The following is a 15,889-nucleotide window of genomic DNA, read 5'->3' as shown; positions in this document are numbered from 1 at the left end:
CTCGCTCAATCCTCGCCGACCGTCACCAAAGCGACGCGGTTCAGCCCCGCGCGGTTCAGCTCGCCCATCACCCGCATCACCCGGCCGTAATCGAGCGCCTTGTCGGCGCGCAGATAGACCTGCGGCGGCTGCTCGCCGGACGCGGCGCGCGCGGCGATCGCCTCAAGCCGCTGCGGCAGCTGCTGCTCGGGCACTTCCTCCTTGGCGATGAAGATGCGCCCCATCGCGTCGAGCGAGATTTCGGTCGGCTGCTTGTCCTGATCGAGCGGCCGCGCGCGGCTGTCGGGCAGGTTGACCGGCACGCCCGCGGTGAGCAGCGGCGCGGTGACCATGAAGATGATCAAGAGCACCAGCATCACGTCGACCAGCGGGGTGACGTTGATGTCCGCCATCGGTGCGCGGCGGCTGCTGCTCTTCTGCGAGGGGAGATGGACCGCCATCGCCTCAGCGCTCGCGATCGAGCTGGCGGCTCAGCGTGGCGTGGAAGCCGTCGGCGAAACGGTTGAGCCGCGCCTCGATGCGGTTGATGCCGTGGCTGAAGCGATTGTAGGCGATCACCGCCGGGATCGCCGCGAACAGCCCGATCGCGGTGGCGAACAGCGCCTCGGCGATCCCCGGCGCGACCACCGCGAGGCTGGTGTTCTGCTGGCTGGCGATCGAGGTGAAGCTGCGCATGATCCCCCAGACGGTGCCGAACAGCCCGACGAACGGCGCGACCGAGCCGACCGTGGCGAGCACGTTGAGCCGGTCGGAGAGATTGTCGATCTCATTGGCGACCGCGGCGCCCATGCTGGTCGCGAGCCGCTCGCGCGTCCCCGCGCGGTCGATCGCGGCGCCCTGCGTCGAACGACGCCATTCGGCGACACCGGCGGCGAACACGCGCGCGGCGGGCATATCCTGATCGGCACGCGCCTTGTAGAAAGCGTCGATATCGTCCGCCTTCCAGAAATCGCGCTCGAACGCCTCGCTCTCGCGCCGCGTGCGGCCGATTCGCCGCCAGAACATGAAGATGATCGCCCAGGTCCAGATGCTCGCCAGGAGCAGCCCGAGCATCACCGCCTTCACCACCGGGTCCGCCTGGATGAACAGCGCGACCGGGGAGAGCGTGGCGGCGTCGGAATTGAAGAACAGGTTCAAGGCGTCTGGTCCTTCCTGGCCAGGAGAGAGTTGAAACGTTCGATCCACGCACGGGGCTGCCGCCGCGGCCGCCCCGACGGCGCGACGAGCGCGGCGACGACATCGGCCTCGGCGAGCAAAATAGCCCCGCGCATGACTCTCTGATGAATGGATACCGATGCGGCGCGCACCTCGGTCACTTTTGTTTCGACGACGAGCGCGTCGTCGAGCCGCGCGGGGGCAGCATAGCGGATCGCGAGGCTGGCGACGGCATAGGCGCCTTCGCCCGCCTCATGCGCGGCGCGCTGGTCGACCCCGGCGAGCCGCAGCATGTCCGATCGCGCGCGCTCCATGAAGCGCAGATAATTGGCGTGATAGACCACACCGGAAAGATCGGTGTCCTCGAAATAGATACGGAGCGGGAAGCGGTGCGTCTTCCCGTCGAAACGCCCTTCGACGGGCTGATCGATCCTGCCGGTCGTCATGCCGGTGACCGTTAACCGAACCTAGCGGCTTTCGTAACCCCTGCTTGCGCTTCGATTTTGCGTTCGACCCTTCGATCAGCCCCCGGTGACGATCCGGTCCTGCAGCGCGAGCATATTGACCTTGAGGTGCGGCGGTTCGGCGCGGCGCGGGGCGACCGGCACCGGGACGGGGGCGATCGTCGCCGTCCGGCTGGCGACCGCGATCACCGGGCGGGCCGCTTCGCCGCTACGCCACGCGTCATAGGCGCGGAAGAATTCGACGAACGGGCGGTCGAGTGCCGCAAGCTGCTCGCCCGCGCCCGCGGTGAAGGCAGCGGGGGCCATGCCCTCGTTATGTTCGAGGACCTGCGCCGCGCGCGCGCAGAACGCCTCGCGCGCGAAATCCTGCGAGAAATAATTGTAGAGCCGGGTCATCGCATCGTCCTCGCGCGTTTCCCAATTCCCGCCCGCGGCACGATATTCGGCGGCGAGCGCGGTCTGCGCCCCGGCGAACGACGATTTCTGCTGGGTCAGCAGGTTATTGTAACGCGAGACGATCCCCGCCTGCGCCGGGCCGCGGCAGGCGAGCGCCGCGACATTGAGCGCGGCGCGGAGATGCCATACCGAGGCGGCGGCGCTGAGATTACGGTTGGGGGTGAGGTAGCTGCCGTCCGACAGCCGGGTCGGGATCTTCATCCCCGGCCGTGCGCCGGCCGGCATCGGCGCGGCCGATGCGGTGGCGACAGGCGGCACCGGCTGGGTCGTCGCGACATGCTTCGATTTCCCGGCACAGCCGGCGAGCGTCACCGCCAAAGCGGCGGTCGTGATGGATATGGCGGCCCGTTTCATGGCGCTTTCTCCCCTTTTTCGTGAAGGGGATTCCGCCGCAAATTGGTTAACAAAAAGTTATCGATACGATGAAGCGAGTGGCGCCGGCTCGCCGCCCTTTGTCGTCATGCCGGGGTCGAGCCCGGCATGACGCGTGTGGGGCGTTTACGCCGCGCGCTTCTCCAGCGCCTGCGCCGCTTCGGCCATCAAAGTGGCGATGATGTCGGTGACCGGTTCTTCCTTGCTCACCATCCCGACCGACTGGCCGGCCATCACGCTGCCATGTTCGACATCGCCGTCGATCACCGCGCGGCGCAGCGCGCCCGCCCAATAATGTTCGATCTGGAGCTGCGCCTCGGCCATCGCGACGCGCCCCTCGTCGAGCGCCTGCGCCACTTCGCGCTGCTTCTGGGTGAACAGCTCGCCGCCGGCATTCTTGAGCGCGCGCACCGGGATCACCGGCAGCCGCGGGTCGATCTGCACCGAGGCGATCGCGTCGCGCGCCGAGGCGCGGATGAACGCCTGTTTGAACCTGGGGTGGGCGATGCTCTCGGTCGCGCAGACGAAACGCGTGCCGAGCTGGACCCCGGCGGCACCCATATCGAGATAGCCCGCGATCGCCTGCCCGCGCCCGATCCCGCCGGCGATGAACACCGGCACGTCATGCGCGATCTCGGGCAGGATTTCCTGCGCGAGCACGCTGGTCGAGACCGGGCCGATGTGGCCGCCCGCCTCCATCCCCTCGATCACCAGCGCATCGACCCCCGAGCGGATCAGTTTCTTCGCCAGCGCGAGCGTCGGCGCGAAGCAGATGCATTTGGCGCCCGATGCCTTGATCGCCTCGAGGCTGCCCTTGGGCGGCAACCCGCCGGCGAGCACGACATGCCCGACCTGATGCCGCGCGCAGACCTCGATCAGCGCGGTGAGATCGGGGTGCATCGTGATGAGATTGACCCCGAACGGGCGGTCGGTCAGCGCCTTGGTTCCCGCAATCTCCGCGTCGAGCAATTCGGGGGTCATCGCGCCGCACGCGATCACCCCGAAGCCGCCGGCATTGGAAATCGCCGCGACCAGATGGCGTTCGGACACCCAGGACATCGCGCCGCCAAGGATCGCGACCTCGGAGCCGAGAAAGGCGGCGCCGCGCGCCATACGGCGCTGGAGGCGCTCCGCGCCGATGGAGTTCGTCGTCATGCGCGTGCCCTAAGCGGCAAATCCGATCAGGGCAACGCCGCGATCGCCTGTGCCAGCGCGTCGACCTCCGCCGCCGGGCTGGCCCAATGCGTGACGAGCCGGATCACCCCGTCGCTCCAGTCGTAGAAGCCGAAGCCAAGCGCGCGCAGCGACGCCGCCTCGGCCGGGGTCATGCGCAGGAACAATTCATTGGCCTCGACCGGGTGGATCAGCCGCGCGCGCGCCGCCGCCGCGAGCCGCGCCGCCGCGCCATTCGCCGCGCGTGCATTGGCGAGCCACAGATCGTCGTCGAGCATCGCGTGGATCTGCGCCGCGGCATAGCGGCCTTTGGACAGCAGATGCCCGCCGCGCTTGCGGCGGCGCCGTGCATCATCGGCGAGCTTCGGATCGAAGAACACCAGCGCCTCGGTCGAAAGCCCGCCGTTCTTGACGAAGCCGAAGCTCAATACGTCGACCCCTTCGGTCAGCTCCGCCGGGGTGCAGCCGAGATGGACGATCGCATTGGCGACGCGCGCGCCGTCCATATGCACCCGCCAGCCGCGTTGCCGCGCGAGCGAGGCGAGCGCCGCCACATCGTCGGGCGAATAGACCGTGCCGAGCTCGGTCGCATTGGTCAGCGATAGGGCGCGCGGCTGGACGCGGTGGACGTCGTCGACGATCGCATCGGCCAGCGCGCGCACCGTCTCCGGGGTCATCCGCGCGTCCTCGCCGCCGGCGATCAGCAGCTTGGCGCCGTGGGTGTAGAATTCGGGCGCGCCGCATTCGTCGTTCTGGATATGCGCCTCGCTGTGGCAGATCACCCCGCCATAGGGCGGGCAGAGCGCGGCGAGCGCGATCGCATTGGCCGCGGTGCCGGTCGGCATCCACAGCACCGCCGCCTCGCGCCCGAACAGGGCGGAGAAACGCGCGTCGAGCGCGCGGCTCAGTCGATCGCCGTCATAGCCGACGTCGACCGCATCGGCGGCCTGCATCGCGGCGAACACCGCCGGATGCACCGGCGCGACATTATCCGAGAAGAAATGCATGGAGGTGCCGTAGCTTCTGCAAAGCTGCCGTCAATCTCCCCGGCTTAGCTCCCCTTCTTCTCCCCTCCCTTGAACAAGGGAGGGCGCGGGGGCGGGTTGGCCCGAGGGGATACCGGAGCACCCGCCTCATACCCACCCGCCCCCAGGCCCTCCCTTCACCAGGGAGGGGAGAAGAAGGGGGAAGGAGAGACTTACCGCGCCGCCGCGGCCGCCGGGCCGTAGAGGATGCCGTTGAACAGCAGTTTGAACGTCGCATAGGGTTGCGCGCGCTGCGTCACCTCGGTGCCGAGCGCGAACAATTTGCCGCGGCCGAGATCGGCGTCGGCGATCGCCACCGTGCCCTTGAGCTTGTCCTGCCCGACCGCCCAGCCGCTCCTGAGCGGCGTCGCCGAATCGAACCACGCCACCGATGTCGCGCCGTCGCCGAGCGTGAAGGGCTGGTTCTGGTCGAAGAACATGTCGACCGTCGGGGTCATGCCGAAGGCGAGCGGCTTGGTGGGATCGACCTTCGCCGCGACCAGCGAGCCGGGAATGTAGAAATCGCGATGGTCGAGCGCCGCGAGCGATCCGTCGGGCTTGCGGTTGACCAGCGCCGGCCGGATCGCGGGCGAGAGCAGCGAGGCGAGATAATTGGCCCCGCCCACCGTGATCACCGTCCCGCCCGCCTGGACGAAGGCGGTGAGCAGCGGCGCGGTGGCATTCGCGCTCACCTTGCCCAGCCAGCCGCGATAATCGGCGGGGATATCCTCCGGGCTGGGCTGCTTGCTGGCATATCCCGTCTTGAACGCGCCGCCGCGCGGGCCGGTGACGGTGCCGTCGGCGAACACCAGCACGTCGAACTTCGCGTTGAGGTCGCCCGCGTCGAGCTCCTTGGGATAGACGACGCTGAACGGGAACTCATATTGTTCGAGCAGCCAGCGGGTCCACCCGGCCGGGATCACCCCGCCATAATTGTCGACCAGCCCGAGGCGCACCGGTTTCAACGCGATCGTCTTGCCCGCGGGCGCCTTGGCCATGCGATAGGCGTCGATGCCGAGCGGCGCGGTTTCGGCGATGATCTTAGCCGCTTCGGACGAGGCCGGGATCCAGATCGCGCCGGGGGCGAAATCCCTGGCGCCGACCCGGGTCGCATCCGCCAGCCACGTCACCTTCACCCCGGCCTTGAGCAACCGGTTGGTGAGGATGAAGCTGTTGTTGGTCTCATGCCCGACGATCCAGCCCGCGCCGCCGGTGCCGATCTGCTTGCCCGCCGGCGCCTTGAGCAGATCGGCGGTGACGCGCTCGAACGGGCCGTCGAAGCCGTCGAGTATGCGATCGAACTGCACCCCCATCTGCCACGCCAGCGTATAGCCGGTGATGTCATAGGGCGCCTTGGGCGGCCCGCCGGGATATTCGGCGTCGTGCGGGTGATCCTGCGGCTCGAACATGTCGAGGACGTGCGGGCGATAGGCCTGCGCGGTCTTCACGACATAGGAGCCCGCCGGATAGCTCTTGCCCCCGGCGGTGAAGGCCTTGGTGGCACGCTCGATATCGACGCCGTTCTTGAGCAGCGCATTGAGGAACGCGATCGTCGTCGGCACGTCGCGCTGATCGGGGGTGAGGATATAGCCGCGCGGATCGCGCTTCGCCGGATCGTTGAGCACCGTCTTGTACAGCCCGGCATCGACCGCCGGGGGACCGCGGAAATATTCCTCAACTTCCTGCGTCTTGCCTGCGGCGGCGGCCTTGACCGCGTCGACATCCTTGGGGGTGATCGTCCAGCTGTCGCGATTGCCGCGCGCGATCGCCGACGCGCCCATCCGCCAGATGTTCATCAGCAGCCGCTCGCGGTTGCGCGAGGCGTAATCGAGCACCGCGCGATCGAGCGAATATTGATATTCGAGGCTGTCTTTCAAATGCCATTCGCGCGGGCCGATCGGCAGCGGCTCGTCGTTGCGCGCGAGCTGGGTATCGGGAACGAGCGGGATCTTCTCGGGCGTCGGGCCGCCGATGATCTCGGTCAGCAAGCCGATCGAATTGTGGAAATAGGCGACCGAGCGCTCCATCCCGTTATGCCAGGTGGAATAAGGCGCCGCGCTGCGCATCCCCGATCCCGGTTTTTCCTCCGACACCAGCCGGCTGTGCATCGCCGCGCCCAGCTCCTGCAGCTCGGTCATCACGATCGGCGAATAATTATAGTTGAACGGATCGCGGAACGGGGGGACGAACACCACCATCCCCGCCGGCCCGGTCTGATGCTGGTTGAAGATGATCTGCGGAAACCATTCGCGGAACAGCATGCGGTTGACGTTCACCGTCTCGGGCATCTGCGCCATGAAGCTGTCGCGGTTGTTATCGTGGCCGACGTACTTCTGGTACAGCCGCGGAATGCTCCTGAACTCGCGCTTCTTGGGGTCGGCGTTGCGCATGTACCAATCGGCGACGAGCTGGAGCCCGTCGGGATTGTCGTGGCCGAACAGCACGATCGTATCGTCGAGCAGCCGCTTGGTCTCCGCGTCCTCGGCGGTGAGCAGGCGATAGAGGACGTGGATCTGGCTCTGCGTCGTCACCGTCTCGGTGGCGTGGAGCCCGGCGTCGATCCACACCACCGCGCGGCCCTCGGCGGCGAGCGCCTTGGCCTGCGCCTCGCTCACCCCCTCGGCCTTGGCGAGCTTGCGCGCGATCTCGCGATAATGATCGAGCGTGGCGAGATTGGCGGGGGAGGAGACGATCGCCACCCACATCGTGCGCCCCTCGGCCGATTTGCCGATGTCGATCAGCTTCATGCGATCGGATTTGGCGGCGAGCGCCTTCAGATATTTCTCATAGGCGTCGTAATTGGCGAGATAATAGTCGCTGCCCGGCTCGGTCGGGAACGCCTCGGCGGGGGAGGGGAGCGCGCCGGCCTTGGGGGTGATCGGCTCGGCGAACGCCGGGCTCGCCAGCGCAAGCAACGCCGCGCCGATCAGGTAATTGGTCTTCATGGGAGGCCCCCGTCCTTTGTCGCTTTCGACAAGGATAGACGGAGCGAAGCGAAAAGGCCGCACCTGATGCGGCAAAAAATTTCAAAATTCCCACGCTCAATCGTCATGCCGGGCTCGACCCGGCATCCAGAGCCAAGAACGTTATCGCCCGTTGCTCTGGATGCCGGATCAAGTCCGGCATGACGGAGGAGGCTTACGCAGGAATTTCAACGCGTGCGTGCGCGGCCATTCGGTGGCACACTCGCGCGATGACGGCGGCGGGAATCCTCGGGCTGGCAGCCAGCGTCAGCCTGTTGAGCGGGTGGCGGCTCTATGTCTGCGTGTTCGTCACCGGGCTGGCGATGCATTTCGGCTGGGTGGCGATGCCGGCGCATCTCCACGCGCTCGACATACTCGCCAATCCCTGGGTGATCGCGGTCGCCGGGGTCGGCGCGCTGGCGGAATTCTTCGCCGACAAGGTGATGTGGGTCGATAGCGTGTGGGACAGCATCCACACGTTGATCCGCCCGGTCGGCGGGGCGCTCCTCGCGCTGGCGATCGTCGATCCGGCCGATCCGAAGTGGCAGGTGATCGCGCTGCTGCTCGGCGGCGGGGCGGCGCTGCTCACCCACGGCGCCAAGGCGGGGACGCGCGCGATCGCCAATGTCAGCCCCGAGCCGGCGTCGAACATCGCGCTGTCGACCGGGGGCGATATCGTCACCACGGGGCTGCTGCTCACCGCTTTTGCGAGCCCGTGGCTGGCGGTGGCGGTGGCGATCCTCGTGCTCGGGGTAGCGGTGGCGGCGCTGGTGTTGTTGCGGCGGCTGTATCGCCGATTGCGGGCGCATTCATAGCCAACCCCCGTTCGCCCTGAGCTTGTCGAAGGGCTGTCTTTCTCTCGCGGAAGATAAAGTGCAGGGCTTCGACAAGCTCAGCCCGAACCGGGAGAGGGAAGCGCGTTCAAGCGCAGTAGCGCGCTAGGTCCGCGCACTCGCGCTCATCACCTGCCGCCCGTCGGCGGCGAAGGCACCCAGCTCGATCGCTTCGCCCTCGGTACGCAACGCAAGATGCAACGGCTCACCCGCCACAGCCGGCGATACCCCACGGAAAGCGAAGGTCCCGAGCCGGTTGTCGCCCAGTTCGCGCCGCGCCAGATCGAGCAGCAGCGAGGCGGTCAGCGGGCCGTGGACCACCAGCCCGCGATAGCCCTCCGCGCCGGTGGCATAGGGCAGATCGTAATGGATGCGGTGGCTGTTGAAGGTGAGCGCCGAATAGCGGAACAACAGCGGCGCATCGGGAACGATCGTACGCACCGCATCCCAGCCGCCGGCGTCGAACGTCCCCGCACCGAGCGGCGGCGGGGTGGGCGGGGCGCCCGGCGGGGCGGCGTCGCGATAAACGATCGACTGCACCTCGCGTAGCGCAAGCTCTCCGTCGCCGAGCGTGTCATGCGCGACATCGACGAACACCAATTGCCCGGACGCGCCGGTCTTGGCGGTCACCGAGACGATGCGCGAGCGGCGCTCGATCACCTCGCCGGCGTGGAGTGCACGGACGAAATCGACCTTGCTCGACGCCCACATCCGGCGCGGCAACGGCACCGGGGGCATGAAGCTCGCCGGGCTGTCGTCGCGGCGCGGGTGGCCGTCCTCGCCCAGCGCAGCGGTCGGCGCATCGGGGAGGCACAGGCACCAATGGAGGCCCTGCGGCACCGCGCCGTCGTCGGGTACGGCGCGATCGAGCGAGGCGCACCAGCGCGTCAGCAGCCCCGCGTCGATCCGGTCGCGACGGACTTCCTCGCGCCCGACCCAGCGGCTCCAGTCGCTCATTGGCCGCGCCCCACGATGCCGGCGTCGATCAGCCGCGCGATCTCGCCCGACGACAGCTTGAGCCGTTCGGTCAATACTTCCTCGCTATGCGCGCCGTTGCGCGGGGCGGGGCGCGGGGGCTGGCGTTCGAGCTGCGGCATCGTGGCGAACGCGCCGGCGGCGGGATAATCGAACCCGCTGGGGTTGGCGGCGCGCCCGAAGATCGGATTGTCCGCCACCAGCGCCGGATCGCGCACCGCGTCGGACATTGCGCGATACGCCGAATGGACGATCCCGCCCGCGTCGAATGCGGCGGCGAGATCGGCGTGGCGGCGCGCGCCGATCGCCTGCTCGAACAACGGGAACAGCGCATCGCGATGCGTGAAGCGCAGCCCGTCATCGGTGGCGAACGATACGCCACGCTGCGCCTCCAGCGCCGCCACCGCCGCGCCGAGATCGAGCGCGGCCAGCAGATTGGCCCATTGCCGCGGGGTCACCACGACGATCATCGTCCGCACCCCGTCGGCGGTGACGAAATCGCGCCCGAACAGGCCGTAGACCGTGTTGCCGAGCCTCGGCCGGTCGTGCCCCTCGTAGAGCACCTCGGCGAGGCTGCCGAGATTGGCGACGGTGCCGATCGCGACGTCGGAGAGCGGGATGCGCACCTCGCTTCCGGCCCCGGTCTCCCCGCGCCGACGCAGCGCGGCGAGCAAGGCGAAGGCGGCATAAGCGCCGCTCAACAGATCCCAGCCGGGGAGCACGTGGTTGACCGGCGCCGGCCCCTCGCCGGTCAGCATCGGATAGCCGACCGCATTGTTGACGGTATAATCGAGCGCGGGCGATCCGTCGGCCCAGCCCATCACCCGCACGGTGATGAGATCGGCGCAACCCGCGGCGAGCACGTCATGCGCCATGAAGCCCTTGACCGGGAAATTGGTGATGAGCTGCCCGGTCGCGCGTACCAGCGCCTGCAACAGTTCGCGCCCCTGGGGCCGCGCGAGATCGAGCGCGACCGATTTCTTCGCGCGGTTGAGGTTCTCCCAATAGAGCGAATCGTTTGCCGCGGTCACCGGCCAGCGGCGGAAATCGGGGCCGCCGCCGATCTGGTCGACACGGATCACCTCGGCGCCGAGTTGCGCGCAATAGAGGCCGGCAGTGGGCGAGGCGACGAACGACGATGCCTCGATCACCGAAAGGTCGCCCAGCAGGTTATACATGGCCGCGTCCTTTGCCGGCTGGCTCAAGCAAAGGCATTGAATTCGCGCAGCATGTGTTTGGCGATCTGGAGCTGGAGGATCTGCGTCGTCCCCTCGTAGATGCGATAGATGCGCGCATCGCGGAAGAAGCGCTCGGCGTCATATTCGGCGAGATAGCCCGCCCCGCCGTAGACCTGCACCACGCGATCGACCACACGGCCGCACATCTCCGAGGCGAACACCTTGAACGCCGCCGCCTTGCGCAGGACATTCTCCCCCGCATCGGCGCGGCGGGTGACGTCGGCCATCATCGTTTCGGCGGCGTAGATCTCGATCTCGCTGTCGGCGAGCATCTGCTGGATTAGCTGGAAATTGGCGATCGGCTCGCCGAACGCCTTGCGCTCGGTGGCGTAGCGGATCGCGCTATCGAGCGCGCGCCGGGCATAAGCGGTGGCCGCCGCGCCGACCGACATGCGGCCGTTGTCGAGGCTCATCATCGCATAGACGAAGCCCTTGCCCAATTCGCCGCCGAGCAGCGCGCCCTCGCCGACATGGACGTCTTCCATGATGATATCGGCGATATGGCTGCCGGACTGGCCCATCTTCTTGTCCGACTTGCCGATCGACACGCCGGGAGCGTCCATCGGCACGATGAAGGCGGAGACATGCGCATTCTTGGGCAGATTCTCCTTCGAGGTCCGCGCCATGATCAGCCCGACCTTGGCGAAGGGCGAATTGGTGATGTAGCGCTTGGTGCCGTTGAGCACCCAGCCGTTGTCGGTCCGGGTGGCGGTCGTCTGCAGCCCGGCCGAATCCGAACCCGATCCCGGCTCGGTCAGCCCGAAACAGGCGATCTCGCCGCCCGCGACGCGCGGCAACCATTCGGCCTTTTGCGCGTCGGTGCCGCCATTCTTGAGCGCGGAGCAGAACATTCCGATGTTGATCGAGATGATCGAGCGGAACGCCGGCATCGCATAGCTCAGCGCGTGGATCGTCCGCACATATTGCGTGACGTTCATCCCCGCCCCGCCATAACCCTCCGGCATGGTGAGGCCGAACAGCCCCATGTCGCGCAGCTCGGCGAGGATATCGTCGGGGATCCGGTCGCTCTCGATGATCGCGCGCTCGGCGGGGATCAGCCGCTCGCGCACATAGCGCTGGAGCTGGTCGATGAACTGCTCGAAGACATCGGCATCCATCCCCGGATTGACGTTGACCATCTGAAGCTCCTCACCCGGATCATAGCATGCGCCGACACCTTGCCCGCGTGCGCGGAGGGGATTGGCTTTCCTGTCCGATACAATCGATCGGACGATAGCCGTTTCGCGGCGAATATTCAACATTGAGAATTGAATTTCACAATGCTGAAAACTATACCTGTCGTATGACAGGACCGGTTCGATCCGTTTCTCAGGCGCTGGGGATTTTGCGGCTGCTCGCGGAAACCAGCCCGATGTCGCTGTCGGATATCGCGCGGGTGACGGGGTTGAGCCCGTCGAGTTGCCTCAATCTGCTCAAGACTTTGGTCGACGAGGGCGTGGTCGAGCGCGACGCGCGGACCAAATCCTACCGTCTCGCACGCGCCTGGGCGGCGTCGGAGGCGTTGCGTGACGGCGCGGGGCAGGGGCTGGTCGATCGGGCGCAGCCGCTGATCACGCAATTCGCGCGGCGGCACGATGCGGCGGTGGCGTTGTGGAAGGTGATCTCGCGCGAGCGGGTACGCGCGGTGTCGCGCGCGGAAAGCGAAGCCGGGATGCGCGTCGCGATGGCCGACGGGCAGCGCCAGCCGCTCGGTGGCGGCGCGGTAGGGCGCGCGCTGGCGGCGGCGCAGCGGGTCGCGCCCGACGAACTGGCGCGGCGGTTCGAGCCGGTCCGCTGGCAGGCGCCCTTGTCGCTGGCGGATTATGCGGCGCAGGTCGAGACGGCGACGGCGCGCGGTTATGCGGTCGACGACGGTTTCGCCTTTCGCGGGATCTGCACCGTGGCGGTCGCGATCGCGGGGGTGATGCCGGGCTTCTGCCTCTCCGCCTCGATGTTCGCGGGTCGCACGCCGGCGGAGGTGGCGGCGTTGGGCGAGGAATTGGTCGGCGTGCGTGACGCGTTGCTGCGCGGATAGGGCACGACAGCCTCTCCACCGTTCGGGCGGAGCTTGTCGAAGCCCTGCACTTTTCTTCCTCGGAAGAAGGGCAGCCCTTCGACAGGCGCAGCGCGAACGGGAAAGTGCAGATTCCGAGCCTAACCCCGATCGAATTCGAGAGCGCCGGCTTTCGCCTCTTGCGCGGAATGCCGTTCATCCGTCAGGAGCGTGTCATGGCCAATATCTTCGATCTTCCGCCTTTTCCCGCCGTCGCGATCGAGGGGAGCGCCGATCGCTTCCCGGTCGGCCGGATTTTCTGCGTCGGGCGCAATTATGCCGCCCACGCACGCGAAATGGGCAAGGACCCCGATCGCGAGCCCCCGTTCTTCTTCGCCAAATTCGCGCAGACGCTGGTGCCGGGCGGGGGGACGATCCCCTATCCGCCGGCGACCGGGGATTATCATTATGAGGCCGAACTGGTCGTCGCGATCGCACGCGAGGGCGCGGCCGTGGCGGTCGAGGGCGCGCTCGATCTCGTCTACGGCTATGCCGCCGGGCTCGATATGACGCGCCGCGATCTGCAGGCGGTGGCCAAGGATCTCGGCCGCCCGTGGGACAATGCCAAGAATTTTGCCTTCTCCGCGCCGATCGGCACGTTGCGCCCCGTGGCGAACGGCGGGCATGTCACCGCCGGCGCGATCACGCTGACCCGGAACGGCGTCGAACGCCAACGCGGCGATATCGCCGACATGATCTGGGATACCGCGGAGGTGATCGCGCATCTCTCCCGGATCGAGCGGCTGCTGCCCGGCGATCTGATCTATACCGGCACCCCCGCGGGGGTCGGCGCGGCGGTGACCGGCGACCGGCTGGTCGTGGCGATCGACGGGCTTTCCCCGCTCGCGGTGGAGATCGGCCCGCGCGAGGAGCCTTTCGATGCGGCCTGACGCGATCACCCGGGAAGAGTGCGTCGCGCTCGATCGGCGCGATCCGCTGGCGGAATTCCGCGATGCGTTCGTGATCCCCGAGGGGGTGATCTATCTCGACGGCAATTCGCTCGGTGCGATGGCCAAGGCGGCGCCCGCCCGTGCCGCGCGCGTCGTCGAGCATGAATGGGGCTCCGATCTGATCCGCAGCTGGAACAATGCCGGCTGGTTCGAACTGCCGCTCGAACTGGGCGACAAGCTCGCGCCGCTGATCGGCGCCGATGCGGGCGAGGTGGTGGTCACCGATACGACCAGCGTCAATCTGTTCAAATTGTTGTGGGCGGCGGCCGACATGCGGCCTGGCCGGCGCAAGATCATTCTCGAGGGCAGCAATTTCCCGACCGACAATTATGTCGCGCAAGGAGTCGCCGCGGCGCGCGGGCTGGAAGTGGTGCTGGTCGAGCGCGATGCGATCGCCGATGCGATCGACGAGGATACGCTCGCCATCAGCATCACGCACGTCCACTACAAGACCGGGCATATCAACGACATGGCCGCGCTCACCGCGCGCGCGCATGCCGCCGGGGCGCTGGCGATCTGGGATCTGTGCCACAGCGCTGGGGCGCTGCCGGTCGATCTCAACGGCTGCAATGTCGATCTCGCGGTGGGCTGCACTTATAAGTATCTCAACGGCGGGCCCGGCTCGCCCGCCTTCCTGTTCGTCGCCAAACGGCATCTCGCGACCGCGCGGCAGCCGATCACCGGCTGGTGGGGGCATGCCGACCCGTTCGCGCTGACCCCCGGCTATGCCCCGGCGCCCGATATCCGCCATTTCCTCACCGGCACCCAGCCGATCGTCAGCCTGTCGCTGGTCGGGGTCGGCGCCGATCTGATGCGCGCGGCGGATATGACGCGGGTGCGTACCAAGTCGATCGCGCTGACCGAAACGTTCATCGCCTTGGTCGAGCAACGCTGCGCCGCGCACGGCTTCACGCTCGTCTCGCCGCGCGATGCAAACGAGCGCGGCAGCCAGGTCTCCTTCGCGCATCCGCACGGCTATGCGATCATGCGCGCGCTGATCGATCGCGGAGTGATCGGCGACTTCCGTGCCCCCGATATCGTCCGTTTCGGCTTCACCCCGCTCTACGTCCGCTTTGCCGACGTCTGGGATGCGGTCGACGTGCTCGTCGACGTGATGGAAAGCGGCGCGTGGCGCGACGCGCGCTATGCCGAGCGCGAAGCGGTGACGTGATCCGCGCGATCATGAAGATCGACGGATTCCTGCTGGCGATGCTCGCCGCGGTGGTGCTGGCGTTTCTCGCGCCGCGGCTGGGGGCCGAGGGCGGCGCGCTGCATATGGCGCAGGTGACCGAGATCGGCATCGCGCTGGTCTTCTTCCTCCACGGCGCGAACCTGTCGCCGCAATCGCTGAAGGCGGGGGCGGCGAACTGGCGCGTCCATCTCGCGGTGCAGGCGACGACCTATATCCTGTTCCCGCTGATCGGCTTCGCGATCTTCTTCGGGCTCAGCTCGGTGCTCGCTTATGAGGTGCGGCTCGGGGTGTTCTTCCTGTGCGCCTTGTCGTCGACGATCTCCTCGTCGGTGGCGATGACGAGCATGGCGCGCGGCAACGTTCCCGCGGCGGTGTTCGATGCCTCGCTTTCGGGGATCATCGGCATGGCGATCACCCCCAGCTTGATCGCGATGGTCGCGGCGGTCAGCGGCAAGCCGTTCCCGATCCTGCCCGCGATCGGCGATGTCGCGCTGACCTTGCTGCTGCCGTTCGCGGCGGGGCAACTCTCCCGCCCGCTGATCGCGACATGGCTCGCGGCGCGCAAGCCGATCATCAACCGGCTCGATCGCGGGGTGATCGTGCTGATCGTCTATACCGCTTTCTGCGAGTCCACCGCCTCGGGGCTGTGGTGGCGCTATTCGCCGTGGGTGATCGCCGAGATCGCGGCGATCGCGGCGATATTGCTGGCGGTGGTGCTGGGGGTGACGACCGCGCTGTCGCGCGCCTGCGGCTTCCCGCTGGCGGACGAGGTGACGACGGTGTTCTGCGGGTCGAAGAAGAGTCTCGCCAACGGCGCGCCGATCGCGCGGATCCTGTTCGCGGGCAATCCGGCGATGGGGATGATCATGCTGCCGATCATGCTCTATCACCAACTGCAGCTGATCGTCTGTTCGATACTCGCGCGCCGCTATGCCGCGCGGGCGGCAGCAGCGGCGCGTTGAGCACGCCACTCGACAGCTTGGATCGGGCTGCGTATTTCGTTTACTCGCCCGGCATATAGTGGCCGCGGATATTGGAAC

Annotated in this window: 15 protein-coding genes; 5 read left to right on the top strand and 10 right to left on the bottom strand. The window is 67.5% G+C overall.

Features of this window, described 5'->3' with window-relative positions; genetic code table 11:
- Positions 1-5: 5 nt before the first annotated feature.
- From tolR to NED98_RS18135, 7 genes are all read right to left on the bottom strand, one after another.
- Entirely contained in the window at positions 6-440 is a 435-nt protein-coding gene (gene tolR, locus NED98_RS18165; RefSeq protein WP_179512496.1) for a protein TolR, read from the bottom strand.
- 4 nt (positions 441-444) lie between these two features.
- Positions 445-1,137, bottom strand: a complete 693-nt coding sequence (gene tolQ / locus NED98_RS18160; protein WP_179512495.1) for a protein TolQ — start codon at positions 1,135-1,137, stop codon at positions 445-447.
- Positions 1,134-1,601: a tol-pal system-associated acyl-CoA thioesterase gene (ybgC, locus tag NED98_RS18155; RefSeq protein WP_265270975.1), complete on the bottom strand. Its 468-nt coding sequence runs from the start codon at positions 1,599-1,601 to the stop codon at positions 1,134-1,136. Before ybgC ends, tolQ begins: the two co-directional genes overlap by 4 nt.
- A 75-nt stretch (positions 1,602-1,676) precedes the next feature.
- Entirely contained in the window at positions 1,677-2,429 is a 753-nt protein-coding gene (locus NED98_RS18150) for a hypothetical protein (protein ID WP_265313949.1), read from the bottom strand.
- Positions 2,430-2,573: 144 nt separating this feature from the next.
- On the bottom strand, positions 2,574-3,602 hold the full coding sequence (locus NED98_RS18145) for an NAD(P)H-dependent flavin oxidoreductase (protein WP_179512492.1): 1,029 nt from the start codon (positions 3,600-3,602) through the stop codon (positions 2,574-2,576).
- A gap of 26 nt (positions 3,603-3,628) precedes the next feature.
- Positions 3,629-4,627, bottom strand: coding sequence for a threonine aldolase family protein (locus NED98_RS18140; RefSeq protein WP_179512491.1), 999 nt, complete (start codon positions 4,625-4,627; stop codon positions 3,629-3,631).
- Positions 4,628-4,818: 191 nt separating this feature from the next.
- Positions 4,819-7,590, bottom strand: coding sequence for a M14 family metallopeptidase (locus NED98_RS18135; protein ID WP_265313948.1), 2,772 nt, complete (start codon positions 7,588-7,590; stop codon positions 4,819-4,821).
- Positions 7,591-7,838: 248 nt separating this feature from the next.
- Here NED98_RS18135 and NED98_RS18130 point away from each other — a divergent pair, with 248 nt between their 5' ends.
- Entirely contained in the window at positions 7,839-8,423 is a 585-nt protein-coding gene (locus NED98_RS18130; RefSeq protein ID WP_265313947.1) for a DUF4126 domain-containing protein, read from the top strand.
- Between the two features lie 123 nt (positions 8,424-8,546).
- Here NED98_RS18130 and NED98_RS18125 read toward each other — a convergent pair whose 3' ends face one another.
- The 3 genes from NED98_RS18125 to NED98_RS18115 are packed head-to-tail and all read right to left on the bottom strand — an operon-like array spanning position 8,547 to position 11,793.
- On the bottom strand, positions 8,547-9,398 hold the full coding sequence (locus tag NED98_RS18125) for an HTD2 family dehydratase (RefSeq protein ID WP_265313946.1): 852 nt from the start codon (positions 9,396-9,398) through the stop codon (positions 8,547-8,549).
- Positions 9,395-10,594, bottom strand: a complete 1,200-nt coding sequence (locus tag NED98_RS18120; protein ID WP_179512487.1) for a CoA transferase — start codon at positions 10,592-10,594, stop codon at positions 9,395-9,397. The genes NED98_RS18125 and NED98_RS18120 overlap by 4 nt, the downstream gene beginning before the upstream one ends.
- Positions 10,595-10,617: 23 nt before the next feature.
- A complete protein-coding gene (locus NED98_RS18115) occupies positions 10,618-11,793 on the bottom strand; it encodes an acyl-CoA dehydrogenase family protein (RefSeq protein WP_265313944.1) in 1,176 nt (391 codons plus the stop codon).
- 164 nt (positions 11,794-11,957) lie between these two features.
- On the opposite strand from NED98_RS18115, the gene NED98_RS18110 reads away from it, so the two are divergent.
- From NED98_RS18110 to NED98_RS18095, 4 genes are all read left to right on the top strand, one after another.
- Complete coding sequence (locus tag NED98_RS18110) at positions 11,958-12,689, top strand: IclR family transcriptional regulator (RefSeq protein WP_265313943.1); 732 nt, start codon at positions 11,958-11,960, stop codon at positions 12,687-12,689.
- Between the two features lie 194 nt (positions 12,690-12,883).
- Positions 12,884-13,597, top strand: a complete 714-nt coding sequence (locus NED98_RS18105; RefSeq protein WP_179512485.1) for a fumarylacetoacetate hydrolase family protein — start codon at positions 12,884-12,886, stop codon at positions 13,595-13,597.
- Positions 13,587-14,828, top strand: a complete 1,242-nt coding sequence (gene kynU / locus NED98_RS18100) for a kynureninase (protein WP_179512484.1) — start codon at positions 13,587-13,589, stop codon at positions 14,826-14,828. Before NED98_RS18105 ends, kynU begins: the two co-directional genes overlap by 11 nt.
- Positions 14,825-15,811 (top strand): bile acid:sodium symporter, encoded by a 987-nt coding sequence (locus tag NED98_RS18095; protein WP_265313941.1) that lies wholly within the window; start codon positions 14,825-14,827, stop codon positions 15,809-15,811. The genes kynU and NED98_RS18095 overlap by 4 nt, the downstream gene beginning before the upstream one ends.
- Positions 15,812-15,889 lie beyond the last annotated feature (78 nt).

This window comes from Sphingomonas lycopersici (genome assembly GCF_026130605.1).
GTDB classification, from domain to species: domain Bacteria; phylum Pseudomonadota; class Alphaproteobacteria; order Sphingomonadales; family Sphingomonadaceae; genus Sphingomonas; species Sphingomonas lycopersici.
Note: the sequence above shows the minus strand (reverse complement) of the source record. Positions and strands in the feature narration are given on the sequence as shown.